The organism is Nocardioides convexus (genome assembly GCF_011090295.1).
Genome location: NZ_JAAMYA010000001.1, coordinates 1097026 through 1119348, shown reverse-complemented (window position 1 = coordinate 1119348; position 22323 = coordinate 1097026). Strand labels below are relative to the sequence as shown.

Below are 22323 nucleotides of genomic sequence, written 5' to 3'. Positions count from 1 at the left end.
CCGCGGCCCCGGTTGGGCCCAGGTCGTGCAAGGTGAGAGCAGGGAAGAGTCTATTGGCAGCGTCTGGCAGCACCGGTACGACGTCGGCGGGTTTCGGCGTCCTGTGGGTGGCCATCAAGCGCGAGCCGCTGATCTTCACCCTCTCGACGGTGGGCAGTGTGCTCTTCGGTGCCCTGACCGTGGCGGACGCGTGGGTGCTGGGCTGGTCGACCGACCACGTCGTGCTGCCGGCGTTCCGCGACGGGGAGATCGGCGCGGGCCTGCTCTGGGCGGTGCTCGGGCTGTTCACCGGCGTGGCGATCCTGCGCGCGGTCGGCATCGTGGCGCGCCGCCTGGGCGCCGGCGTCATGCAGTACCGGATGCAGGCGCACAGCCGCCGCGCGGTCACCCGCCAGTACCTCCGCCTGCCGATGGAGTGGCACCAGCGGCACCCCACGGGCGAGTCTGCTGTCGAACGCCAACTCCGACGTCGAGGCGGCGTGGGGCCCGATCGCGCCGCTGCCGATGGCGGTCGGCACGATCGCGATGATGGTGATCGCCGTGGTCCAGATGCTGCTGACCGACCTCGCGCTCGCGGCCGTCGGGCTGCTGGTGTTCCCCGTCGTGATCGGCACCAATGTCGTCTACCAGCGCCTCGCGCAGGGCTGGGCGACCCGCGCGCAGCAGCTGCGCGCGGAGCCTCTCCGAGATCGCCCACGAATCCTTCGACGGCGCGCTCGTCGTCAAGACCCTGGGCCGTGAGCCGGAGGAGACCGCGCGCTTCCGGGCGAAGGCGGCCGACCTGCGGGAGGCCAACATCAAGGTCGGCCGGATCCGGGCGGCGTTCGACCCCACGCTCGCCGCGCTGCCCAACCTGGCGGTGCTGGTGGTGCTCGTGCTCGGCGTCCACCGGGTCACCTCGGGGGCGACCGTCGCCGGTGACGTGGTCACGGTGACCTACCTGCTGACCGTGGTCTCCTTCCCGATCCGCTCCATCGGCTGGCTGCTCGGCGACTTCCCGCGCAGCGTCGTGGGCTACCGCCGGGTGGCGGCGGTGCTGCGGGCCACCGGGGCGATGGAGTACGGCGACCAGCGCCTCCCCGCGCACACCGGCGGCGCCCGCCTCGAGGTGGACCGCGCCGCCTTCGGCTACACCCCGGAGCGACCGCTGCTGCGCGAGCTCTCCTTCGACGTCGAGCCCGGCCGCACCGTGGCCCTGGTCGGCGCGACCGCGTCCGGCAAGAGCACGCTCACCACCCTGCTCGCGCGGCTCGTCGACGTCGACGAGGGCGCGATCCGGGTCGACGGCAGGGACCTGCGCGACCTGGACCGCGGGGCGCTCGCGGAGTCCCTGGCCGTCGTCCCGCAGACCGCCTTTCTCTTCGACGACACGGTGCGCGGCAACGTGACGCTCGGCCTCGACGTACCGGACGAGGCGGTGTGGGCCGCGCTGCGCACCGCCCAGGCCGACGGCTTCGTCGCCGCCCTGCCCGAGGGCCTCGACAGCCGGCTGGGGGAGCGCGGCACCACGCTCTCGGGCGGCCAGCGACAGCGGCTGTCCCTCGCCCGCGCACTGGTACGACGCCCGCGGCTGCTCGTCCTCGACGACGCCACCTCCGCGGTGGACCCCGAGGTGGAGGCCCGGATCCTCGGCGCGCTCGGCGAGGAGGACACCACCCTGGTCGTGGTGGCCTACCGCAAGGCGACGATCGGGCTGGCCGACGAGGTGCTCTTCCTGGTGGACGGGGCGATCGCCGACCGCGGTCCCCACCGCGACCTGGTCGCGCGCAACGCCGACTACGCCCGGCTGGTCAACGCCTACGAGAGCGACGAGGTGCCCGCATGAGCACCACCACGAGCACCACCATGAGCACGGCCCCGAGCACGGCCACGAGCACCGCGCTGAGCTCCGGTGAGGAGATCGGCGCCTGGGAGACCATCCGCCGCGGCGTGCGGCACTCGCCCGAGCCTGGTCGAGGGGATCGGCTGGACGCTGGCGCTGGCCGTGCTCGCCTCGGTCGGCCAGGTGGTGGTCCCGATCGCCGTGCAGCAGACCGTCGACAAGGGGCTGCGCGGGCCCGACGGCCCGGACCTGACCTACACGACCTGGCTGGCCTTGGCCGCGGCCGCCGCGATCGTGGTGACCAGGCTGGGCGTCGTACGCCATGACGGCGCGGCTGTTCTCGACCGCCGAGCGCGGCCTGGCGACGCTGCGGGTCAAGGCCTTCCGCCACGTGCACGACCTGCCCCTGCTCACCCAGAACACCGAGCGTCGCGGCGCCCTCGTCTCGCGCGTGACCAGCGACGTGGACCAGGTCAGCCAGTTCCTGGTGTTCGGCGGGCTGCTGTTCGTGGTGAGCATCGGGCAGATGCTCATCGCCACCGTGGTGATGGTGTTCTACAGGCTGGCAGTCTCGCGATCGTCGTGTGGGTCTGCTTCGCCCCGCTCTTCCTCAGCCTGCGCTTCTTCCAGCGCAAGTCGGCCGCGGCCTACGGCGTCGTACGACGCCAGGTCGGCGTGCTGCTCTCCGCCGTCTCCGAGCCGGTGGTCGGTGCCGCGGTCGTGAAGTCGTACGCCGTCGAGGAGCGCACCCAGGCCCGGATCGACACCGCGATCGAGACGCACAAGGCGGCGAGCACGCGCGCGCAGGGGTTCACGGCGTTCTCGTTCAGCCTGGGCGGCATCTCGGCGGGCTTCGCCAACGCCGGCGTGCTGATCGTGGGCATCTGGCTGGGCCAGGGCTTCGCCTGGGGCGGCGGGATCACGGCCGGCGAGGTGCTGGCCTTCGCCTTCCTCGTCACCCTCTTCGTCGGGCCGGTGCAGATGGGCACCCAGATCCTCACCGACGCCCAGAACGCGATCGCCGGCTGGCGCCGCGTGATCGGCATCCTGGACACCCCCGCCGACCTGGTCGACCCCGGCCCGGACGGCCGCACCCTGCCGAAGGGCGCCATCGACGTCCGCTTCGAGGGTGTCGGCTTCGCCTATCCCGGAGGTGCGGAGGTGCTCTCCGACGTCGACCTGGTCGTCCCGGCGGGGCAGCGGGTCGCGGTCGTCGGGGAGACCGGGTCCGGCAAGTCGACCATCGCCAAAGCTTGCTCACCCGGCTGATGGACCCCGGCCGGGGCCGGGTCCTGCTCGACGGCGTGGACCTGCGAGAGATCAGCGAGACGGCGCTGCGCAGCAGCGTGGTGCTGGTGCCGCAGGAGGGCTTCCTCTTCGACGACACCCTCGCCGCCAACGCCCGCTACGGCCAGCCTGGGCGCCACCACCGCCGAGATCGAGCAGGCCGCCGATGCCATCGGCCTCGGTGACTGGCTGGCCGGGCTTCCCGACGGGGTCGAGACCCGGGTCGGCCAGCGCGGCGAGGCGCTCTCGGCGGGGGAGCGCCAGGCCGTCGCGCTGCTGCGCGCCCAGCTCGCCGACCCCGACCTGCTCGTGCTCGACGAGGCGACCAGCGCGGTCGACCCGGAGCCTGGAGACCCGGATCGCACGAGCCCTGGAGCGCCTGATGTCCGGCCGCACGTCGGTCACCATCGCCCACCGGCTCTCCACCGCCGAGGCCGCGGACGTCGTCGTGGTGGTCGACCGGGGCCGGATCGTGCAGCACGGGCCGCACGACGAGCTGGTCGCCCAGCCGGACACCCCTTACGCGAGGCTGCACGCCTCGTGGGTGGCGCAGCACGGATAATGGAGCCCGTGAGCCTTCCCGCCGACCTGGCCGACCGCCTCAAGCGCACCCCCGACGGGTTGGTGCCCGCGATCGTGCAGCAGCACGACACCGGTGAGGTGCTCATGCTCGCGTGGATGGACGACGAGGCGCTGCACCGCACGCTGACGACCGGCCGGGCGACGTACTGGAGCCGCTCGCGGCAGGAGTACTGGGTCAAGGGGGAGACCTCCGGCAACCCCCAGCACGTGCACGAGGTCCGCCTCGACTGCGACGGCGACACCCTGCTGGTGAAGGTGGACCAGGTCGGTGTGGCCTGCCACACCGGCGCCCGGACCTGCTTCGACGAGGGGTTGCTCGGTGGCTGAGCCGGGGCGCCGCGCCTTCGGGCCGACAGTGCTGCTCGGCCTCGCCGGAGCCGGCCTCGCGGCTGTCGCCGGTCACCGGCAGATGCTGACCGTGCCGGAGTCGACGCTGGTCGCGGCCGGCGGGCTGGCCCGCGGCGTGGAGGACCGGTCGGTGCAGTTCCCGCTCGCCGGTGCGCTGGCGCTGGTCGCGCTCGCGGCGTGGGGGGTGCTGCTGGTCTCCCGGGGCGTCGTACGACGCGTGGTGGCGGTGCTCGCGCTGCTCGCCGCCGCCGGCATCGGCGCCGTGGTGATCGTCGGCGGCTTCGTCCAGGACGACCAGGCACGCACCGACCTGGCCGTCCGGCTCGGCCTCGACGGCGCGAGCATCGACGTCGAGCGCACCCCGTGGCTCTGGCTCGCCCTCACCGGCGCCCTGGTGGCGCTGGTGGCCGCCGGTCTCGCGGTCCGGCTGGTCCCGTCGTGGCCCGAGATGGGCACCCGCTACGACGCCCCGACGGGTGCCGGCCCGCTCCCGGAGAGCCCCGGCGCGGACCCGGCGGAGCGGAGCAACCTCGACCTGTGGAAGTCGCTGGACGAGGGCAGCGACCCGACGCAGGAGTGACCCCCTAGAATCGTCCCGACCGACCCGCTTGAACGAGGAGTTCCCACTCATGGCCGACAGTCACGGCAACACCCCCGCCGCTTGGACCGCAGTCCTGGTCTCGCTGGTCGGCTTCGTGATCGGCGCCGTCGGCACCTCGCTCTCGCCCATCAACTGGCCGCTGTTCTGGATCGGCGCGGTCATCGCGGTCGGGGCCGGCCCGCTCTTCCTCGTCCTCGCCAAGATGGGCCTGCACGAGTCGGGCCACTGATCCCGTGACCCTCACGGCACCTCCCGCGCCCGCCGGCGAGCAGACTCGCCGGCGCCGGATGGTGCCGCCCCTGGCCCTGGCCGGGGGTCTGGCGGCCGTCACGGTCGCCCTGCACTTCCGCGACCCGCACGAGAAGGGCACGTGGGGGCTGTGCCCGACGGCGGCGCTCGGCTTCTCCTGCCCGGGCTGCGGCGGCCTGCGCGCTGTCAACGACCTGACGAACCTCGACCTCGGCGCCGCCGCGTCGAGCAACCTGGTCTTCGTCCTGTCGATCCCGCTGCTCCTGCTGGCCTTCGGCCGGTGGTCCTACGGCCGGTGGACCGGCCGGCCCTGGGAGCCCTCGCCGCGCGCGATGCGGATCGGGCTGAGCATCGTCGCGGTGGTGCTCGCTGTCTTCACGGTGGCGCGCAACACGCCGGCCGGCGCCTGGCTCGCTCCCTGAGCCGCCCCGTTCCGCACCAAGCACTCCGCACCAAGCACACGACGCCCGGACCCTGTGGGTCCGGGCGTCGCGACGACGATCGCCTGTAGAGCGAGTTGCCGCTCGCGAGCAGCGCGATCTGCAGGACGAGGCCGATCACGGACAGCGCGGTGCCGATGATGCCGCAGATCCAGCCGCCCTTGATGATGCCCTCGTTGGCGTAGTGGGCGCTCTTCGACTCGTCGAGAGCCTTCTTGCCCATGATGATGGCCGGGATGCCGGTGAACAGACCACAGCAGATGATGCTGAGGATGCCCAGCACCAGGATGGTGGTGCCCCGCGGGTGGTTGCCGCCGGCGGCGAAGTTGCCACCGCCGTAGCCACCGCCGGGCGGCGGGGGAGGGGTTCCGTAGTTGGGCGGCTGGTTGTAGGCCAACGTGGTTCCTAACCGTCGGGCCCGGCGAAGTCCGGGCGGTCGCAGGAGCCTAACCGGGCAGACGCCTCCCAAACCACCGCGAACCACCGGGAATCGCCGTCCAGAACCCCGGCCACCCTGCGAGGCGTTCCCTGCTGCGTGGAACACTGACGACGATGGGAACTGTGCTGGACGAGATCGTCGCCGGTGTTCGAGAGGACCTCGACCTCCGGCGCTCGCGCGTGCCCGAGGCCGACCTGCGGGCGGCGCTGGCCGACGCGCCACCGCCGCGTGACCCGATGCCGCACCTGCGCGGCGCGGGCTCGAGCGTGATCGCGGAGGTCAAGCGGAAGAGCCCGAGCAAGGGCGCCCTGGCCGACATCGCCGACCCCGCAGCGCTCGCCCGGGCCTACGCCGACGGCGGAGCCGCCGCGATCAGCGTGCTGACCGAGCAGCGGCGCTTCGGCGGCAGCCTGGACGACCTGCGCGCGGTCCGGGCCGCGGTCGACGTACCGCTGCTGCGCAAGGACTTCATCGTCACCGAGTACCAGCCTGCTGGAGGCCCGCGCTGCCGGTGCCGACCTGGCGCTGCTCATCGTGGCCTCGCTGCCGGGCGACCGGCTGGACCGGCTCCACGACGCCGCCCGGGCGCTGGGGCTGACGGTGCTGGTCGAGGTGCACGACGAGGCGGAGACCGAGCGCGCCGTCGCGCTGGGCGCCGAGCCGATCGGCGTCAACGCCCGCAACCTCAAGACGCTCGCGGTCGACGCGGCCACCTTCGGCCGGCTCGCACCGCTCATCCCCGACGACCGGGTCAAGGTCGCCGAGTCCGGGATCTCCGGGCCCGAGGACGTGCAGCGCTTCGTCGAGGAGGGCGCCCGCGCGGTGCTCGTCGGCGAGGCGCTGGTGAAGGACGGCGCCCCCCGCGAGGCGGTCGCCGCGATGACAGGGATCCGACGATGACGTACGACGCCGACGCACTCGGCTGGTTCGGGGGCACCGGTGCCTTCGGCGGCCGGTTCATGCCCGAGGCCCTGATGGCCGCCCTCGACGAGCCTGGACGTCGCCTGGCAGAAGGCCATGGCCGACGCCAGGCTTCGTCGCGGAGTTCGAGACCCTGCTGCGCGAGTACGCCGGCGTCCCGAGCCTGCTCTACGACGCCACCCGGCTCTCCGAGCGGGCCGGTGCGCGGATCCTGCTCAAGCGCGAGGACCTCAACCACACCGGCGCGCACAAGATCCGCAACGTGCTCGGCCAGGCCCTGCTCACCAAGCGGATGGGCAAGACGCGGGTGATCGCGGAGACCGGCGCCGGCCAGCACGGCGTCGCCAGCGCGACTGCCGCGGCGTACCTTGGCCTGGACTGCACCGTCTACATGGGCGAGGTCGACACCGAGCGCCGGGCGCTCAACGTGGCCCGGATGCAGTCTGCTCGGTGCCGAGGTGATCCCGGTCAAGAGCGGCTCGCGCACGCTCAAGGACGCCATCAACGAGGCGCTGCGCGACTGGGTCGCCAGCGTCGACCACACCGCCTACCTGTTCGGCACGGCCGCCGGGCCGCACCCGTTCCCGAGCCTGGTGCTCAGGCTCCGTGCGCGGCATCGGCGACGAGGCCCGCCAGCAGTGCCTGGACCAGTACGGTGCCCTGCCGGACGCCGTCGCGGCGTGCGTGGGCGGCGGGTCCAACGCGATCGGCCTGTTCGCGGGATTCGTGGACGACCCGGACGTGGCGATCTACGGCTTCGAGGCCGGTGGGGACGGCGTCGACACGGGTCGCCACGCGGCGACGATCTTCGCCGGTTCCATCGGCGTGCTGCACGGCGCGCGCACCTTCGTGCTGCAGGACGAGGACGGCCAGACCGTCGAGTCGCACTCCATCTCCGCGGGCCTGGACTACCCGGGCGTCGGCCCGCAGCACGCCGCACTGTCGGCGGGTGGCCGGGCGACGTACCTGCCGGTGACCGACGCGGAGGCGATGGACGCGATGTCCCTGCTGGCGCGCACCGAGGGCATCATCCCGGCGATCGAGAGCGCGCACGCCGTCGCGGGGGCGCTGCGGGTCGCGAAGGAGCGGCCCGGCCAGACCATCCTCGTCAACCTCTCCGGCCGCGGCGACAAGGACATGGGCACCGCCCTGGAGTGGTTCGGGCTCGGCACCGCGGGGGAGCGGAAGTGACCAGCAGCAGCATCGCCTACGACAAGGCCCGCGCCGAGGGCCGCGCCGCGCTGGTGGGCTACCTGCCTGCCGGCTTCCCCGACGTCGCGGGCAGCGTCGAGGCGTTGAAGGTGATGGTCGACGCCGGCTGCGACGTGATCGAGCTCGGCCTGCCCTACAGCGACCCGGTCATGGACGGCCCGATCATCCAGGCCGCCGCCCAGCAGGCGCTGGAGGCGGGGGTGCGCACCGCCGACGTGCTGCGCGTCGTCGAGGCGGTCGCCGCGACAGGCGTGCCCGTGCTGGTGATGACCTACTGGAACCCGATCGAGCGCTACGGCGTGGAGCGGTTCGCCCAGGACCTGGCGAACGCCGGCGGGTCCGGCCTGATCACCCCCGACCTGACGCCCGACTTCGCGCCGGAGTGGGTCGAGTCCGCGGACCGGCTCGACCTCGACAAGGTCTTCCTCGTCGCGCCGTCGTCCACCGACGAGCGGATCGCGATGACCACCGCGGCCAGCCGCGGCTTCGTCTACGCCACCGGCATCATGGGCGTGACCGGCACTCGCCAGGCGACCGCTGCCGGGGTGGCTCCGCTGATCGCGCGCACCAAGGCGACGACGGACCTGCCGGTCGGCGTGGGCGTCGGAGTGAACACCGGCGCGCAGGCCGCGGAGCCTGGCGTCGTACGCCGACGGGGTGATCGTGGGCTCGGCCTTCGTCCGCGCCCTGCAGGAGCACGCCGGCGACCACGCCGCGGGACTGGCCGCGGTCCGGGCGCTCGCCGAGGACCCGGCCGCCGGAGTGGCGGGAGGCGTGCGTGCGTGATCGGCTGAGGGCGACGCTGGCACTGGTCGTCGTCGGGCTGCTCGCCGCGGGCTGCGGCACGGGCGGCGCGGAGAAGGGCTTCACCGGCACCCGGCTCGAGAGCCCCTACCAGGCGGCGGACATCGCGCTGACCGACACCGCCGGCCGGCCCTACTCCCTGGGTGCAGATGCCGACAAGCCGCTCACCCTGGTCTTCTTCGGCTACACCCACTGCCCGGACTTCTGCCCGCTGGTGCTCAACAACATCGCGGCCGCGGTCAACCTGCTCGACGCCGAGGACGCGAAGAAGGTCGACGTGGTGCTCGTGACCACCGACCCGACCCGCGACGACGAGAAGACGATGCGGGCCTACCTGGACCGCTACAACAAGTCCTTCATCGGGCTGACCGGTGACCTCGACACCATCATCAAGGTCGGCGAGCCGCTGCACGTCTACGTCAACGACGGCAAGAAGCTCGCCGACCGGGGGCTACGACCTGGGTGGCCACTCGACGTTCACGCTCGCCCTCGACGGCTCGCACCGCGCCGTCACCCTGTGGAACCAGGAGACCTCGGCCAAGGAGTTCGCGGCCGACATCCACACCCTGCTCACCGACGACTGACCCACGACTGATCGAGACCGAGGACCCGCCGTGCTCACCCAGGCTTCTCACCGCCAGCATCCCGAGCCCGGCCAACGGCGTGTGGCACATCGGGCCGTTCCCGCTGCGCGGCTACGCGCTGTGCATCATCTTGGGCATCGTCGTCGCGATCTGGCTCGGTGAGAAGCGCTGGCAGGCCCGCGGCGGCACCCTCGGCGAGATCCAGGACGTCGCGCTGTGGGCCGTCCCGTTCGGTCTCGTCGGAGCGCGGCTCTACCACGTCGCCACCGACTGGAAGAAGTACTTCGGCGCCGGTGGGGAGCCGATCGAGGCGCTCTACGTCTGGCACGGCGGGCTCGGCATCTGGGGCGGTGTCGCCCTCGGTGCGCTCGGCGCCTGGCTCGGTGCGCGCCGCAAGGGCATCCGGCTGCTGCCGCTGCTCGACGTGCTCGCGCCCGGGGTGCTGGTCGCCCAGGCGATCGGGCGATGGGGCAACTGGTTCAACCAGGAGCCTGTACGGGCGCCCGACCGACCTGCCGTGGGGCCTGGAGATCGACAAGGACCACTACAGCGGCGCCTACCTGGCCAGCAAGGACTACGCCGACGCGCTGGCGGCCAACGGTGGGGTGCCGCCGGCCATGGAGACCTTCCACCCGACCTACCTCTACGAGTGCATCTGGAACCTCGCCGCCTTCGCGCTGATCATCTGGCTGGAGCGGCGCTTCCGCCTCGGCCACGGCCGGGTGATGGCGGCGTACGTCATGGCCTACACGCTGGGTCGCGGCTGGATCGAGTACATCCGCATCGACGACGTCCAGGCTGAACGACGTGCTGGGGCTGCGCTTCAACGTGTGGACCTCGATCGTGCTCTTCGTCGCCGCGGCGGCGTTCTTCGTCTGGTCGCTCAAGAACCGGCCCGGCCGCGAGGAGAGCGTGTACGTCGACGGGCGGAGGCCCGCGCCCGAGGGAGCCGGCGAGAGGACCGGGGAGAAGACCGGCGAGGAGACCGCGGAGAAGACCGGCGACGAGCCCTCCGAGGACACCGCCGAGGACGATCCGTCCACGATCTGAACTCATTTATCCAAATAAATACAGCCGAACCACTAGACTTAAGGTCTTCACTGGTTCGGCCATCGGGGGCCGCGAGCGGGTAGGGGTGCCCCCGTCATGTCGCGTGCTGCTGTTTCCACGCCTGCGCCGTCCCCGGACGACGCCTGGCCCGCGGAGGACGTCCCTCGCGTGCTCGGTGTGCGCTACTCCCTGCAGGACCGGGTGTTCCTGCACGTCGTCCGGGTGCTGGCGTTCACCGTCCTCGCAATCACCTCCGGCATCGGCATCTTCCTCGGCGCGCAGTCGGTGCCGACCCTGCGCCACTACGGGCTCTCCTTCTTCACCGAGTACCGCTGGCTGCCCAGCCAGGACATCGTCGGCATCGCCGCGGTCGTCCTCGGGACGCTGCAGGTCGCGGTCATCGCGCTGCTGCTCGCCTTCCCGCTCTCGCTGCTGACCGCGCTCTTCATCACCGACTGGGCGCCCGCCTGGGCCCGGCCCCTGCTGGTGCGGATGGTCGACCTGATGGCGGCGGTGCCGGGCATCGTGTTCGGCCTGTGGGTGCTCATCGTGATCCAGCCGCACGCCACTGTGGTGACCCACTGGATCAGCAAGCACTTCGGCTGGATCCCGTTCTTCCACGTGCGCACCGACGTGGACTACCCGATCTGGACGCAGGCGCCGGGCTACCCGTCGTACGCCGGCTCGGCGGCCATCGCCGCGCTGGCCGTGGCGATGATGATCTTCCCGATGGCCACCTCGGTGATGCGCGAGGTGTTCGCGGAGGCGCCGGCAGGGGAGAAGGAGGCCGCGCTCGCGCTCGGTGCCACCCGCTGGTCGATGGTGCGCACGGTGGTGCTGCCCTTCGGTCGCGGCGGCATCATCGGCGGCACGATGCTGGCCCTGGGCCGCGCACTCGGCGAGACCATCTCGGTGGTGATGGTGATCTCGCAGGCCTTCGAGATCAAGCCGTACGTGCTGGAGTCCGGCACCGCGACCATCTCCGCGCTCATCGCCTCCGGCTTCAAGGAGGCCTCGCCGGCGCAGACTGTCCGCGCTGCTCACCGCCGGCTTCCTGCTGTTCGTGATGACGCTGGTCGTCAACAGCCTGGCCGCCATGGTCGTGGCCCGCTCCCGTGGCGGCGGGGTGACCGAGCTGTGACCACGCTCGCGCCCCCCGCCGCGCCACCTCGCCGAGCCCGAGGCGCCGCCGGCCGAGACCCTGCGCCAGGCCGGCCACCGCACCCGCGAGGACGTGCTGACGCTCGTGGGAGCGGTCGTCGGGTCCGTGGCGACGACCTGGCTGCTCTACACCCAGATCCTGCCGTTCTCCGGCGCCGTCGGGTTCACCGTGTGCTGGTACGCCGTCTTCGTCGCCTTCTACGCCGGCCTCACCGCGCTCACCCAGCCCCGCCGGATCGTGGTCGACCGGGTGGTCACCGCCGTGGTGATGGCCGCGCCCGCGCTGATCGGCCTGGCGCTGCTCAGCACGGTGGTCAGCACGGTCTGGAAGGGCCTGCCCGCGCTGAGCCACCTCAACTTCTTCACCGACGACATGGCGGGCGTGCGCGCCGAGGACCCCTTCACCCGGGGCGGCATCGCGCACGCCATCCTCGGCACCGTCATCGAGGTCTGCATCGCCGTGGCCATCGCGATGCCCCTGGGCCTGGCGACCGCGGTCTACATCTCTGAGGTCGGCGGCAAGGGTGCGGTGCTCGTCCGCACCGTCGTCGAGGCGATGACGGCGCTGCCCTCGATCGTGGCCGGCCTGTTCATCTACTCGATCTGGATCGTCAGCCTCGGCATGGAGACGAGTGGGCTCGCCGCCTCCCTGGCGCTGGCCGTGATGGCGCTGCCGATCATGGCCCGGGCGAGCGAGGTCGTGCTCCGCGTCGTCCCGAACGGGCTGCGCGAGGCGTCGTACGCCCTCGGGGCGGGGCGCTGGCAGACGGTCTGGAAGGTCGTCCTGCCGACCGCCCGGCCCGGTCTGGCGACCGCGCTCATCCTCGGCGTGGCCCGTGCGGTCGGCGAGACCTCGCCGCTGCTGCTGACGTCCGGCGCGTCCACCTTCTTCAACGCCGACCCGCTCCACGACCCGATGAACTCGCTGCCGCTGTTCGTCTACTCCGCCGTCACCACGGGCAGCCCGCAGATGGAGCAGCGGGCCTACGCCGGTGCCGCGGTCCTGCTCGTGGTCGTGCTCTCGCTGTTCCTGCTCGCCCGCGTGGCGGCCAGGGGAAGGAAGAACCGATGACCCCGCTGCTGCGCCGAGGTGCCCGCACCGTCGCGCTCGCCCTCGCCGGCTACCTCGCCGTCGCCGCCGGTCCTGGTGCCGCGGTGGCCGCCGCACCGACGTACGAGCCTGATCAAGGGCTCGGGCTCCTCCTGGGCCGGCAACGCCGTCGCCGAGTGGGTGGCCGAGGTGGACGCCAAGGACATCAAGGTGGTCTACACCGCCAACGGTGCCGCGCAGGGGCGCAAGGACTACGCCAACAAGTCCAGCGACTTCGGGGTCACCGACTCGCCGTACCGCGGCAAGGACCCGTCGACCGGCGCGGTGGACTCCTCGCTGGGCCGCTCCTTCGCCTACCTGCCGATCGTCGCGGGCGGCACGGCGTTCCCCTACAACGTCACCGTCGGCGGCAAGAGGGTGAAGAACATCCGGCTGTCGGGGGAGACCCTGGCGAGGATCTTCACCAACCAGATCACCAACTGGAACGACGCGGCGATCACCAAGGACAACAACGGCCGCGCGCTGCCGTCGATCCCGATCATCCCGGTCGTGCGCGCGGACGGCGCGGGCGTCACCAACCAGTTCACGACCTGGATGGTGAGCCAGTACCCCGCACTGTGGAAGGACTGCAACGGCGGGCGGCTCGCCGCGACGGACTACTTCCCGCTCAACTGCGGCGAGGCCCGCGGCCAGCAGCGTGCGCAGACCGGCTCCGACGGCGTGATGAACTTCCTCAAGTCCAAGGGCTCCGTGGGCGCGATCGCGATGGAGGAGTACTCCTACCCTCTCGCCGCCGGCTACCCGGTCGCCAAGTCTGCTCAACAAGGCCGGCTACTTCACGCTGCCGACGCAGTACAACGTCGCGGTGGCGCTCACCCGTGCGCAGATCAACGACGACCCGAAGGATCCGAACTACCTCACCCAGAAGTCTGGACCAGGTCTACGTCAACCCGGACAAGCGGACCTACCCGCTGTCGTCGTACGTCTACGCGATCATCCCGACCGCCGCGAACGACTCGAAGATGACGACCCCGAAGCGCCAGGCGCTGACCGACTTCCTCCAGCACTCGGTCTGCGTGGGCCAGTCGGCGATCGGTCCCATCGGCTACTCGCCGCTGCCCGTCAACCTGGTCCAGGCCAGCCTCACCCAGGTCAACAAGCTCAAGCTCGCCGACCCGAAGGTCGTCTTCGACGCCTCGATCATCAAGAACGTCAAGAACTGCCACAACCCGACCTTCGTGCCGGGCAAGCCGTCGGAGAACTACCTGGCGAAGATCGCGCCCTTCCCGGCCGAGTGCGACCGGCCCGGCCAGGGCCCGTGCGGCGACGACGTCGGCACGTTCAACGACAACCCCGGTGGCACCGGCACCAAGACCCCGAGCGGCGCGCCCGCCGCCGGCGCCGCGCCGGGCGCCGGGCCGGCGGCCGGCCCGGGTGCCGGGGCGCCGGCGGTCGACACCGACGGCGACGGCGTGCCGGACGCTCCGGCCGCCGCGGGTGGCGCGCCGGTGGTCGGCGCCGACGGCTCCACCACCGGTACGACGAGCGACGGGATCACCACGGTCGCGACGACCCTCGACCCCGACGCCCGCTCCGGCCCGCCGAAGGTGCTCGCTGCCCTGGTGCTCGGGCTCTTCCTCGGCGTGCTCGTCGTACCGCCGGTCGTCGGGCGACTCGCCGGGACCCGCAGGCGGTCGCGATGACCACCCTGCGCCGGCGCGCCGAGCGCGTCTGCTTCGCCGTCGCCGTGCTGCTGGGCGTGCTCGCGGTGGTCGCCCCGTCCGGCACCGCACCGGCCGGCGCGGCCGGTGGCCTGACCCGGACGGTGACCGCGCAGCGAACCTTCGTCGACGCCGACGGCAGGACGACGGTCGCCAGCACGAACAAGATCACCCTGCACGTCTCCCAGGCCGACAACCTGCGCGGACGCCAGGAGATCAAGGTCAGGCTGGGAGGGCGCGACCCCGACCGGCGCGGTCGTCGCCGACCCGAACTCCTCCGAGGGCCGCAACCAGGAGTACCCCTTCGTGCTGCTGCAGTGCCGCGGCGTGGACGCCGACAAGGTGCCCGCGGGCCAGACCCGGCTCAGCCCGGAGACGTGCTGGACGCAGACCTCGCCCGAGCGCTACCTCGCCGCCGCCTCGACGACCCCGGCCTGGCGCTTCGACGCCTATGCCAGCGCCCCTGACCGCGCCCCCGTGGTGGGTGAGCCCGCCGACCTGCCGGACGCCTGCACCAAGGCTGGCTCCGGCGACGACCGCACGCTGGGTGCCCTTCAAGGCCGCCGGCGGCAAGACCTACTACGGCGGCCCGGACCCCGAGGCCGGCTGCACGCCTGCGGCGCCGGAGACCGACTCCGCCGAGCGCGGCGGCGTGCCGAGCAACACGACGTACGGCATCACCGGCAAGGACGGCAAGGGCAGCGCGGACTTCGCGGTGTGGACCCGCGCCGAGAACGGCTCGCTGGGCTGCTCGGCGAAGGTGCGCTGCGCCCTCGTCGCGGTGCCCGTCGTCGGGGTCAGCCTGCGACGCCTTCGGCTACGAGTCGCCCGCCGGTCAGCCGCAGACCAACAAGGCCGGCGTGCCGCTGACCGACGCGCAGAAGACCAGTGCGGACACGACCTGCCGCCGCACCGGCGCCTACGCGCCGGGGGAGCCCGCCACCACCCGCAGACTCGGACCAGGCGGTGCGCGGCAACCTGTGGTGGAGCGCGTCGAACTGGCGCAACCGGATCACGGTGCCGCTGACCTTCGCGCCCACGGCCGAGGTCTGCCCGCCGGAGTCGGCGGAGAAGCCGCTGGAGCCTGATGGGCTCGGTCGTGCTCAACGAGCCTGACCGCCTCCTGGCGCCCGAAGTTCTGCACCACCGACAGCCTGTTCTCCTTCACCCACGTGCAGCAGTCCGAGTCGCTGGCGCGCAGCCTGCTGGAGAGCGGCGAGATCACCGGCGCGTTCAGGCTCCACCCCGCAGCCGGGCGGCTACCAGCGCCCGGTCGTCCAGGCACCGGTGGCGCTCGGCGGCTTCGCGATCGCCTTCTCCATCGACGACGCCGACCAACGACGGCGGGAGAGCCTGCGGCTCAACGCCCGCCTGGTCGCCAAGCCTGCTCAGTGCGTCCTACCCCGCCACGTCGTTCGTGCGCTCGGGCCACGCAGGGCTGGGGGACAACCCCTACAACCTGACGGTGGACCCGGAGTTCAAGGCGCTCAACCCGGGGATCGCGGAGAGCACGACGCTGGAGTCCGCGGCGGCGCTGCAGGTCTTCTCCTCCAACTCCGACATGGTCTGGGCGCTGACCCGGTGGATCGACGCGGACCCGGAGGCCCGGGCCTGGCTCGACGGGAAGCCCGACCCGTGGGGGATGAAGGTCAACGCGGCGTACCAGCGCATCGAGTCTGCCGGTCGACAACTGGCCGCTGCTCGACGAGTTCCTCGCGCCGCAGTGGTACATCGACCAGAACCGTTGCTATGCCAACAGCCCCACGCCGTACCTGCAGACTGGTCGCGAACCCGCTCTCCGGGCTCGGCCCGGTCAGCCTCAACCTGCAGTTCGCCAACTCCGCCGTCGCCACCGTGTGCCGCTACGACGGCAACGACGCGACCACGCTGCCGCTGCGCACCGAGGGGCGCCAGGCCGTCGGGCACCGCTTCGTGCTCGGCCTGGTCTCGCTGTCGGCCGCGCGCCGCTACAACCTGCGCACCGCGGACCTGCAGACCGCCACCACCCTCGCGCCGACGGCGACCTTCGCCGACGCGGGCGGGCGCACGTTCGTCTCCGGCGACTCCGCCGGCCTCGCCGCGGCCGCGCCGCTGCTGAAGCCGGATGTCGAGGACGGCACCTGGGCACTGGACTACGCCGCCCTCTCGACCGCCAAGGGCAGCAAGGCCTACCCGGGCGCTTTGCCGGTCTCCGCGGTCTTCCCGACCAGTGCCCTGGACGCCGCGACGGCGGCCAGGCGGCGCGCTTCCTGTGCTACGCCGGTGGCCCGGGTCAGCGCCCCGGCCAGGCCAACGGCGAGCCTGCCGGCGGGCTACCTGCCGCTGACCGCGGAGAACGGGTTCGGCGGCGAGGAGTCCTACCTCGCGAGCGCGGTGGTCGCGGTGCGCACCCAGAAGGGCGCTGTCCCGGCCGTGGGCGCCGCGCCGGCGACCACGCTCGCGAAGGCGTGCGACTTCTCCAAGGCCGCCCCGCCGGTGAAGACGCCGCCGAAGAACACCGACCAGAGCGGGCCCGGCACCGGGGTCGCGCCGGCGGTGGCCGGTCCGGCGGGCGTCGTACCGTCGGCGGCGGGCGGGGGACCGGCCGTGGCCGCGCCGTCCGCCGCAGCGGCGGGTGACCAGGCTCGCGCTCACCTCGGGGGAGCGCTCCTCCCTGGGCCGGGTCGGGCTGCCGACACTGCTGCTGATGGCCGCGCTGTGCGCGGTGGCCGGTGGCGTGCTGCGCTGGCTGGAGTCTGCTGCAGACCGGCCTCGCGGCCGCCTGGGCGCATCGTCCGCGGAGGTCGCGATGACCCTCGCGCCCACCGGGCCCGCCCGGACCGAGGTCCACAGCGGTGAGGTCGACGCCTCCCCGCCGCCGGGCATCGCGGACCGCCAGATCCGGGTCGCGGGCGGCCGCGTGCTGCTCGGCGTCTCCCTGGTGCTGGGCTGGGTCCTGCTGTACCTGCTGGTTCTGAGCGACTTCGAGCAGAACCACGCACAGAACGTGCTGTACGGCGAGCCTACGCACCCAGGCTCGCCGAAGGCACGGCACCGACGGGCGCGCCGGTGGACACCGGCGCGCCCGTCGCGCTGCTCTCGATCCCCTCGCTCGACGTCGAGGACCTCGTCGTCGTGGAGGGCACCCGCTCGCGCCAGGCTGCAGGACGGTCCGGGCCACCGGCCCGGCACCGTGCTCCCGGGTCAGCAGGGCGTGAGCGTGGTCGCGGGGCGCTCGGTGTCCTACGGCCGGCCCTTCGCCCACCTGCCGGAGGTCCGGCGCGGCGCGCGGGTGGTGGTCACCACCGCGCAGGGCCGGTTCACCTACGACGTGACGGGCATCCGCCGCGAGGGCGACCCGTCACCGGCGCCGCCTGGCGCCGGAGCGAGCCGGCTGACGCTGATCACCGCTGCCGGCAAGGGCTCGCAGGTCTCCCTGCTCCACTCCTCCGAGACCGTGTACGTCGACGCGGTGCTCTCCTCCGGCGCGGTCGCCGCCGGCCCCCGCTCCGGCACCGACCCCCGCCCCGAGTCTGCTGGAGTCCCACGTGGACTCCGGCACGCTCGCCGAGCTCGCGCTGAGCCTGCAGGCTGCTGCTGGCCACGCTCGCGGGCTTCGCCTGGTCCTGGACCCGCTGGTCCCACCGGGCCGCCTGGATCGCGGGTGCGCCCGCGGTCGTGGGTGCGCTCTGGTTGGCCTCGTCGATCGGAGCCCGCCTGCTGCCCGCCCTCCTCTAGCCGGGCAGGTCTCGCGATGCGAGACCGAGGACCACGGGAAGCGCGTGCCGCGGTTACCGTCCTCCTCACGCTCGGGAGTATCTCTACTGGATTACTAAAAATAGGTCATCCGATGTTGATTCCCCGGAAGTCTGCTTCCGTCGCGTTCGTGGGGCTGGCCACCGCCGCCGGGCTCACCCTCACCTTCACCCCCGCGCAGGCCGACCCGGCCCCGCAGCCCCAAGACGTCGTCGCCACCGGCTCCGACATCATCCAGAACTCCTTCAACTTCCTCGCCGACGGCTACCACGAGCCTGCCGGGCTACAACACGGCCGGCAACCGCTGGCGCTTCGTCAACTTCGACTCCTCCGGCGACGCCCAGGGCCGCAGCGCCTACACCGATCCGCGGCGACTCGCCACGATCACCGGCAACGGCACGATCGGCGAGAACGGCGTGAAGTACATCAAGCAGTCGGACGTGAAGCCTGCTCAACCCGACCGTCGGCCTGCGCGCCGGCCAGGACCTCGTCGTGCGCCCCTCCGGCGGCGGCGCCGGTGGACGCGACGCGATCATCAACGACGACCAGGGCTGGATCGACGTGGGCCGCAGCCCCGACGGCCTCTCGGCGGACAACCAGAACACGATCCAGGCCAAGCAGGGCACCAAGGCTCTACCGGGTCCAGATCGCCACCGACCGCCAGGCTCATCGCCGTCGCCGCGACCACCAACGCGCCGGCCACGCTCAGCGCGGACGACATCCTCAAGATCTACACCGGGCAGTACACCAAGTGGAGCGACGTCCCGGGCTACACCGGCCCCGCGCCCGACGACACGATCATCCCGCTGACGCTGCCCTCCGACGCCGGCATGTGGAACACCTTCCTCGCCAACGTCAAGCGGCAGAACCCGGGCAACAGCACCTTCACCGGTCGCAACAACCCGAACTCGTTCAACGTCCAGCAGAACGACCCGACCGCCATCGCGCTGCTGCCCGAGGCCCAGCGCAAGAACGCGATCGTGCCCTTCCCGCGCGGGCGCTACCGCACCCTGAACAAGGGCTACTACACGCTCACCTCGGACGGTCAGAAGACCAACAACTACAACACCGAGGACGGCCACCGCACCGCGGCCGACGCCAGCGCCATCAAGGCTGCTCGACGGTGACAGCACGGCCGACAACAACACCCCCACGGCGCCGTACGGCGGCAACTTCGCCTACAACGCGCTGATCCGGGAGTCGGACCTGACCTCCACCACCCCGTGGCAGCCGGGCAGCACCCTGAACTGGGTCAAGGCGCTGTTCTACAACCCCGACGGCCCGGCGCCCTTCGTGCGCACGCCCGCCGGCCAGGCCCTGCTCGAGGCAGCCGGCGTGACGCCGGACTACCACGTGTTCGGCACCGACAACGCCGAGATCGCCGTCGACTGACCGCGCCCGGGAACCAGGAACCGTCATGACGAACTCCACCCTCGCCCGTCCGCGGGTCCGCGTGGCCGCCGTGCTGCTCGTGCTGGCCGTCGGCGTCGCCGGCGTGCTGGTGTGGCGCCTCGGCAAGGACCCCGTGGCGCCGTACGACGACGCGCGGTCCACGGGCTTGCTCACCCTGTGCAAGCACGGGGAGCGGGTGAGCGGCGGCAAGGCTCGACGCGCGGCCGTTCGCCGACGTCGTGCTGGGCTCCACGGCGCTGCCCGCGGGCAGCGACCCGGAGGGCGCGGTGGCGACGCTGTTCGCCTACCAACCGCGTGAGGGCGTGGGGCCCGAGGAGTTCAGCGGCTCGCCGATCACCGCAGCGGTGGCCTTCGCCGACCCGGCCCGGCCGGCGACGCGGATCACCAAGGAGGCGTGGACGCTGCAGGACTTCGTCACCGCCTTCCCGGCGGACCTCGACGGCTTCGTCCAGGCTGCGGCTCGTCCTCGGCACTCCCGCCGGCGGCACCCTCGCCGACCACTACGACACCGCCGACATCGAGGTCGACGGCGACTCGTGGGAGTCTGGTCGGCGGCGGGGACGCCTCCTGCGCGGATGCCGGCTCTGCCGTGAGCGGTTCCTGACCCAGCGGTCAGCACAGACCTAGGAGACACACATGCAGACCATCAAGAAGAGGTGGAGCGCGGCCCTCGGGCTCGCGCTCGTCGCCTCGGCGCTCGGCGGCATCGCCGTCGCGGCGCCCTCCTTCACCGGCGACCCCGACAGCCTGGAGTGGTACGTCGGCGACAACGCCTCGGTCGACGACCCGGCCCGCACCGCCGTCGGCCTGCACCTGTACGACGCCTCCGGCACCGAGGTCACCTCGGGCTCCGTGAACGCCGCGCTGCCGCCGTTCGCGGCCGCCGGGGGCACCGTGCGCGCCGACGACACCTACGCCACGCTGTTCGTCCACGCCGCCCGCTCGGGCAGCGCGGCCGGCGCGTGGCCGGGCGTGCAGGCCACCGGCACCGACAAGTTCAGCGGGACCGGCGCGGTCAGCGCTCCCGCGGCGCTCGCCGGCAAGCCCTACGTCCGCACCGCCGGCGGGGCGAGCCTCGCCGACGCCGTCGCCACCTTCCCGGCCTCGGGCCAGGGCACCTACGGCGGTGTCTTCGAGCCTGCGCCTGCGCACCAGGCTCGCCGGCCCAGGGCGTGACCGACCGCTACGCCTCGGCGTTCGTCAAGGTCACCGGCGACCAGTGGTCCGTCGTCAGCGGCCCGGTGGTCACCCCGCCGAAGTCGGCGACGACGACCAAGGCGGTCGCCCCGGCGAGCTCCTACTGGGGCCGGGCCTACGCCGTGACGGTCACCGTCACCGGAGCCGGCGCCAACGGCGGCACGGTCGTGGTCAAGAGGGGCACCACCGTGCTCGCGACCAAGGCGCTGGACGCGGACGGCGTGATCACGCTGCCCGTCGCCGGCACCCGGCTGGCGCCGGGGACGCACACCCTCAGCGTCACCTACGGCGGCACGGCGCAGACCCTACCGAGCCAGACGACCCGTGCGATCCGGATCCTGCAGGCCCCGTCGGTCACCTACGGCAAAGCTCGCGGCGACGACGATCAAGCGCACGACGTACCCGAAGATCACGGCGCGGGTCGCCGCGACGAGCGTGCCGGTGGCGTACCTCACCGGCACCTTCACGGTGTACGACGGCGCCAAGGTCATCAAGCGCGTGACCCTCAAGGCGGCGAACCTCGGCAGGCTCACCGTCACCCTGCCGAGGCTGGCGAAGGGGACCCACAAGATCCGGGTCCTCTACTCCGGCAACGGCTACGTCGCCCGCAGCGCCAGCGCGTACTCGACGCTGATCGTCAAGTAGCACCCGCAGCAGCCGGTCGGCCGCCGGGGGAGACCCCGGCGGCCGGCCACCCCACGAAGGAGAAGTGCCGTGTCCGATTCCACCCTCGTCATCCCCGCCGTCGGCCCGGAGTCGCCGCCCGCGCCGCCGGTTCCGGAGTCGCACGGCCCGCTGCCCGGCCGTCTGGAGGCAGAGGCGGTGTCCGCCTGGTTCGGGCAGCGCAAGGTGCTCGACCGGGTCTCCATCGACGTGCCCGCCGGCCAGGTGACCGCGCTGATCGGGCCCTCGGGCTGCGGCAAGTCGACCTTCCTGCGCATCCTCAACCGGATGCACGAGTCTGGTGCCGGGCGCGGCGCTGGCAGGGGAGGTGCGCCTGGACGGGACGGACATCTACGACCCCGACCGCCGGCTCACCGACGCCCGCCGGGCGATCGGCATGGTGTTCCAGAAGCCCAACCCGTTCCCGGCGATGTCGATCCAGGACAACGTGCTCGCCGGGCTCCACCTGGTCGGCGCCAAGATCCGCAAGTCCGAGCGCGAGGACCTGGTCGAGGAGTCGCTGACCCGGGCCGGGCTGTGGGCCGAGGTCCGCGACCGGCTGCGCCAGCCCGGCTCGGCGCTGTCGGGCGGACAGCAGCAGCGGCTGTGCATCGCGCGCTCGCTCGCCGTACGGCCCCGGGTGCTGCTGATGGACGAGCCGTGCTCGGCCCTCGACCCCACCTCCACCCGCGTGGTGGAGGAGACGATCCGCGAGATCGGGTCCCAGGTGACGATCGTGATCGTCACCCACAACATGCAGCAGGCGGCCCGGGTCTCGGACCGCTGCGCCTTCTTCCTCGCCGCTCACGGGACCCCCGGCGTGATCGTCGAGCAGGGCCCGACGGGCGTGATCTTCGACGACCCGCAGGACCCCCGGACGGCGGACTACGTCAACGGCCGCTTCGGCTGAGCGGTCCCGCGGTGTCCAGGACCGCGTCACCTCGGCGAGACACGGCGTCACAGAGTGGTAATCTGAGCGCTCCGCCGCGTGGGCCAGTGCTGTCCCTTGCGCCCCACCTTCCGTGGACGTCCTCGCTCGCTCA

General features: G+C 72.5%; 26 protein-coding genes and 9 pseudogenes. 32 read left to right on the top strand and 3 right to left on the bottom strand.

The genetic code is table 11. The features are described 5' to 3' along the window. Window positions 1-50: 50 nt before the first annotated feature. On the bottom strand, window positions 51-518 hold the full coding sequence (locus G5V59_RS08235; protein ID WP_278256138.1) for a hypothetical protein: 468 nt from the start codon (window positions 516-518) through the stop codon (window positions 51-53). 98 nt (window positions 519-616) lie between these two features. On the opposite strand from G5V59_RS08235, the gene G5V59_RS08230 reads away from it, so the two are divergent. From G5V59_RS08230 to G5V59_RS08185, 10 genes and pseudogenes are all read left to right on the top strand, one after another. Next, window positions 617-1825 carry an ABC transporter ATP-binding protein gene (locus G5V59_RS08230; protein ID WP_278256137.1) on the top strand — a complete coding sequence of 403 codons (1209 nt, stop codon included), beginning with the start codon at window positions 617-619 and terminating at the stop codon, window positions 1823-1825. Then, window positions 1822-2148 (top strand): hypothetical protein, encoded by a 327-nt coding sequence (locus tag G5V59_RS08225; protein WP_278256136.1) that lies wholly within the window; start codon window positions 1822-1824, stop codon window positions 2146-2148. Before G5V59_RS08230 ends, G5V59_RS08225 begins: the two co-directional genes overlap by 4 nt. Next, on the top strand, window positions 2145-2546 hold the full coding sequence (locus tag G5V59_RS08220; RefSeq protein WP_278256135.1) for an ABC transporter transmembrane domain-containing protein: 402 nt from the start codon (window positions 2145-2147) through the stop codon (window positions 2544-2546). The genes G5V59_RS08225 and G5V59_RS08220 overlap by 4 nt, the downstream gene beginning before the upstream one ends. Next, window positions 2438-3091, top strand: a complete 654-nt coding sequence (locus G5V59_RS08215) for an ABC transporter ATP-binding protein (RefSeq protein WP_278259719.1) — start codon at window positions 2438-2440, stop codon at window positions 3089-3091. Before G5V59_RS08220 ends, G5V59_RS08215 begins: the two co-directional genes overlap by 109 nt. Further along, on the top strand, window positions 3091-3294 hold the full coding sequence (locus G5V59_RS08210; protein ID WP_278256134.1) for a hypothetical protein: 204 nt from the start codon (window positions 3091-3093) through the stop codon (window positions 3292-3294). The genes G5V59_RS08215 and G5V59_RS08210 overlap by 1 nt, the downstream gene beginning before the upstream one ends. After that, a pseudogene (locus tag G5V59_RS36145) lies at window positions 3239-3379 on the top strand (hypothetical protein); the annotation flags it as partial. The gene G5V59_RS08210 and the pseudogene G5V59_RS36145, both read left to right, overlap by 56 nt. Window positions 3380-3670: 291 nt before the next feature. Further along, window positions 3671-4018, top strand: a complete 348-nt coding sequence (gene hisI, locus G5V59_RS08200) for a phosphoribosyl-AMP cyclohydrolase (RefSeq protein ID WP_278259718.1) — start codon at window positions 3671-3673, stop codon at window positions 4016-4018. Then, complete coding sequence (locus G5V59_RS08195; RefSeq protein WP_278256133.1) at window positions 4011-4619, top strand: Trp biosynthesis-associated membrane protein; 609 nt, start codon at window positions 4011-4013, stop codon at window positions 4617-4619. The genes hisI and G5V59_RS08195 overlap by 8 nt, the downstream gene beginning before the upstream one ends. 49 nt (window positions 4620-4668) lie before the next feature. Beyond that, window positions 4669-4869 carry an HGxxPAAW family protein gene (locus G5V59_RS08190; RefSeq protein ID WP_278256132.1) on the top strand — a complete coding sequence of 67 codons (201 nt, stop codon included), beginning with the start codon at window positions 4669-4671 and terminating at the stop codon, window positions 4867-4869. A gap of 4 nt (window positions 4870-4873) precedes the next feature. Beyond that, window positions 4874-5311 (top strand): DUF2752 domain-containing protein, encoded by a 438-nt coding sequence (locus G5V59_RS08185; RefSeq protein ID WP_278256131.1) that lies wholly within the window; start codon window positions 4874-4876, stop codon window positions 5309-5311. Here the strand turns inward: G5V59_RS08185 and G5V59_RS08180 are convergent. Continuing rightward, window positions 5265-5726 carry a DUF4190 domain-containing protein gene (locus G5V59_RS08180; RefSeq protein WP_278256130.1) on the bottom strand — a complete coding sequence of 154 codons (462 nt, stop codon included), beginning with the start codon at window positions 5724-5726 and terminating at the stop codon, window positions 5265-5267. The two genes, G5V59_RS08185 and G5V59_RS08180, sit on opposite strands and share 47 nt — an antisense overlap. Before the next feature lie 155 nt (window positions 5727-5881). Here G5V59_RS08180 and trpC point away from each other — a divergent pair. The 13 genes and pseudogenes from trpC (at window position 5882) to G5V59_RS08115 (ending at window position 15299) form a co-directional block, all read left to right on the top strand. Continuing rightward, window positions 5882-6668, top strand: a pseudogene (trpC, locus tag G5V59_RS08175) (indole-3-glycerol phosphate synthase TrpC). Continuing rightward, a pseudogene (trpB, locus tag G5V59_RS08170) lies at window positions 6665-7880 on the top strand (tryptophan synthase subunit beta). Before trpC ends, trpB begins: the two co-directional pseudogenes overlap by 4 nt. Further along, window positions 7877-8687, top strand: a pseudogene (gene trpA / locus G5V59_RS08165) (tryptophan synthase subunit alpha). Before trpB ends, trpA begins: the two co-directional pseudogenes overlap by 4 nt. Continuing rightward, complete coding sequence (locus tag G5V59_RS08160; RefSeq protein WP_278256128.1) at window positions 8680-9300, top strand: SCO family protein; 621 nt, start codon at window positions 8680-8682, stop codon at window positions 9298-9300. Before trpA ends, G5V59_RS08160 begins: the two are co-directional and overlap by 8 nt. A 68-nt stretch (window positions 9301-9368) precedes the next feature. Beyond that, window positions 9369-9719: pseudogene (locus tag G5V59_RS08155) on the top strand (prolipoprotein diacylglyceryl transferase family protein); the annotation flags it as partial. Continuing rightward, window positions 9640-10023 (top strand): annotated as a pseudogene (locus tag G5V59_RS08150) (prolipoprotein diacylglyceryl transferase family protein); the annotation flags it as partial. The pseudogenes G5V59_RS08155 and G5V59_RS08150, both read left to right, overlap by 80 nt. Window positions 10024-10096: 73 nt before the next feature. Then, the gene (locus tag G5V59_RS08145; RefSeq protein WP_278260285.1) at window positions 10097-10339 is read left to right on the top strand and encodes a hypothetical protein; all 243 of its coding nucleotides are present in this window, start codon (window positions 10097-10099) and stop codon (window positions 10337-10339) included. A gap of 96 nt (window positions 10340-10435) precedes the next feature. Beyond that, window positions 10436-11308: pseudogene (locus G5V59_RS08140) on the top strand (ABC transporter permease subunit); the annotation flags it as partial. A 460-nt stretch (window positions 11309-11768) separates the two neighbouring features. After that, the gene (gene pstA, locus G5V59_RS08135; RefSeq protein ID WP_278259717.1) at window positions 11769-12572 is read left to right on the top strand and encodes a phosphate ABC transporter permease PstA; all 804 of its coding nucleotides are present in this window, start codon (window positions 11769-11771) and stop codon (window positions 12570-12572) included. Window positions 12573-12590: 18 nt separating this feature from the next. Further along, a complete protein-coding gene (locus G5V59_RS08130) occupies window positions 12591-13577 on the top strand; it encodes a substrate-binding domain-containing protein (protein WP_278256127.1) in 987 nt (328 codons plus the stop codon). Further along, on the top strand, window positions 13574-14254 hold the full coding sequence (locus G5V59_RS08125) for a hypothetical protein (RefSeq protein ID WP_278256126.1): 681 nt from the start codon (window positions 13574-13576) through the stop codon (window positions 14252-14254). The genes G5V59_RS08130 and G5V59_RS08125 overlap by 4 nt, the downstream gene beginning before the upstream one ends. Next, window positions 14251-14739: a hypothetical protein gene (locus G5V59_RS08120; RefSeq protein WP_278256125.1), complete on the top strand. Its 489-nt coding sequence runs from the start codon at window positions 14251-14253 to the stop codon at window positions 14737-14739. The genes G5V59_RS08125 and G5V59_RS08120 overlap by 4 nt, the downstream gene beginning before the upstream one ends. An 80-nt stretch (window positions 14740-14819) precedes the next feature. Beyond that, window positions 14820-15299, top strand: coding sequence for a hypothetical protein (locus tag G5V59_RS08115; protein ID WP_278256124.1), 480 nt, complete (start codon window positions 14820-14822; stop codon window positions 15297-15299). A gap of 76 nt (window positions 15300-15375) precedes the next feature. On the opposite strand, the gene G5V59_RS08110 is transcribed toward G5V59_RS08115, so the two are convergent. Further along, the gene (locus tag G5V59_RS08110; protein ID WP_278256123.1) at window positions 15376-15516 is read right to left on the bottom strand and encodes a hypothetical protein; all 141 of its coding nucleotides are present in this window, start codon (window positions 15514-15516) and stop codon (window positions 15376-15378) included. Between the two features lie 43 nt (window positions 15517-15559). On the opposite strand from G5V59_RS08110, the gene G5V59_RS08105 reads away from it, so the two are divergent. From G5V59_RS08105 to G5V59_RS08065, 9 genes and pseudogenes are all read left to right on the top strand, one after another. After that, window positions 15560-17110, top strand: coding sequence for a hypothetical protein (locus G5V59_RS08105; RefSeq protein WP_278256122.1), 1551 nt, complete (start codon window positions 15560-15562; stop codon window positions 17108-17110). Then, window positions 17061-19199, top strand: a complete 2139-nt coding sequence (locus G5V59_RS08100) for a sortase (protein WP_278259716.1) — start codon at window positions 17061-17063, stop codon at window positions 19197-19199. The genes G5V59_RS08105 and G5V59_RS08100 overlap by 50 nt, the downstream gene beginning before the upstream one ends. A gap of 31 nt (window positions 19200-19230) precedes the next feature. Further along, window positions 19231-19428, top strand: a complete 198-nt coding sequence (locus tag G5V59_RS08095) for a hypothetical protein (RefSeq protein ID WP_278256121.1) — start codon at window positions 19231-19233, stop codon at window positions 19426-19428. Then, the gene (locus G5V59_RS08090; RefSeq protein WP_278256120.1) at window positions 19425-19718 is read left to right on the top strand and encodes a hypothetical protein; all 294 of its coding nucleotides are present in this window, start codon (window positions 19425-19427) and stop codon (window positions 19716-19718) included. The genes G5V59_RS08095 and G5V59_RS08090 overlap by 4 nt, the downstream gene beginning before the upstream one ends. After that, window positions 19639-20013 carry a hypothetical protein gene (locus tag G5V59_RS08085; RefSeq protein ID WP_278256119.1) on the top strand — a complete coding sequence of 125 codons (375 nt, stop codon included), beginning with the start codon at window positions 19639-19641 and terminating at the stop codon, window positions 20011-20013. The genes G5V59_RS08090 and G5V59_RS08085 overlap by 80 nt, the downstream gene beginning before the upstream one ends. A 43-nt stretch (window positions 20014-20056) precedes the next feature. Continuing rightward, window positions 20057-20596, top strand: coding sequence for a hypothetical protein (locus tag G5V59_RS08080; RefSeq protein ID WP_278256118.1), 540 nt, complete (start codon window positions 20057-20059; stop codon window positions 20594-20596). Then, window positions 20593-20934: pseudogene (locus G5V59_RS08075) on the top strand (Ig-like domain repeat protein); the annotation flags it as partial. The gene G5V59_RS08080 and the pseudogene G5V59_RS08075, both read left to right, overlap by 4 nt. Window positions 20935-21085: 151 nt before the next feature. Continuing rightward, window positions 21086-21262: an Ig-like domain-containing protein gene (locus G5V59_RS08070; protein ID WP_278256117.1), complete on the top strand. Its 177-nt coding sequence runs from the start codon at window positions 21086-21088 to the stop codon at window positions 21260-21262. 150 nt (window positions 21263-21412) lie between these two features. Beyond that, window positions 21413-22190, top strand: a pseudogene (locus tag G5V59_RS08065) (phosphate ABC transporter ATP-binding protein). The last annotated feature ends 133 nt before the right edge of the window (window positions 22191-22323 follow it).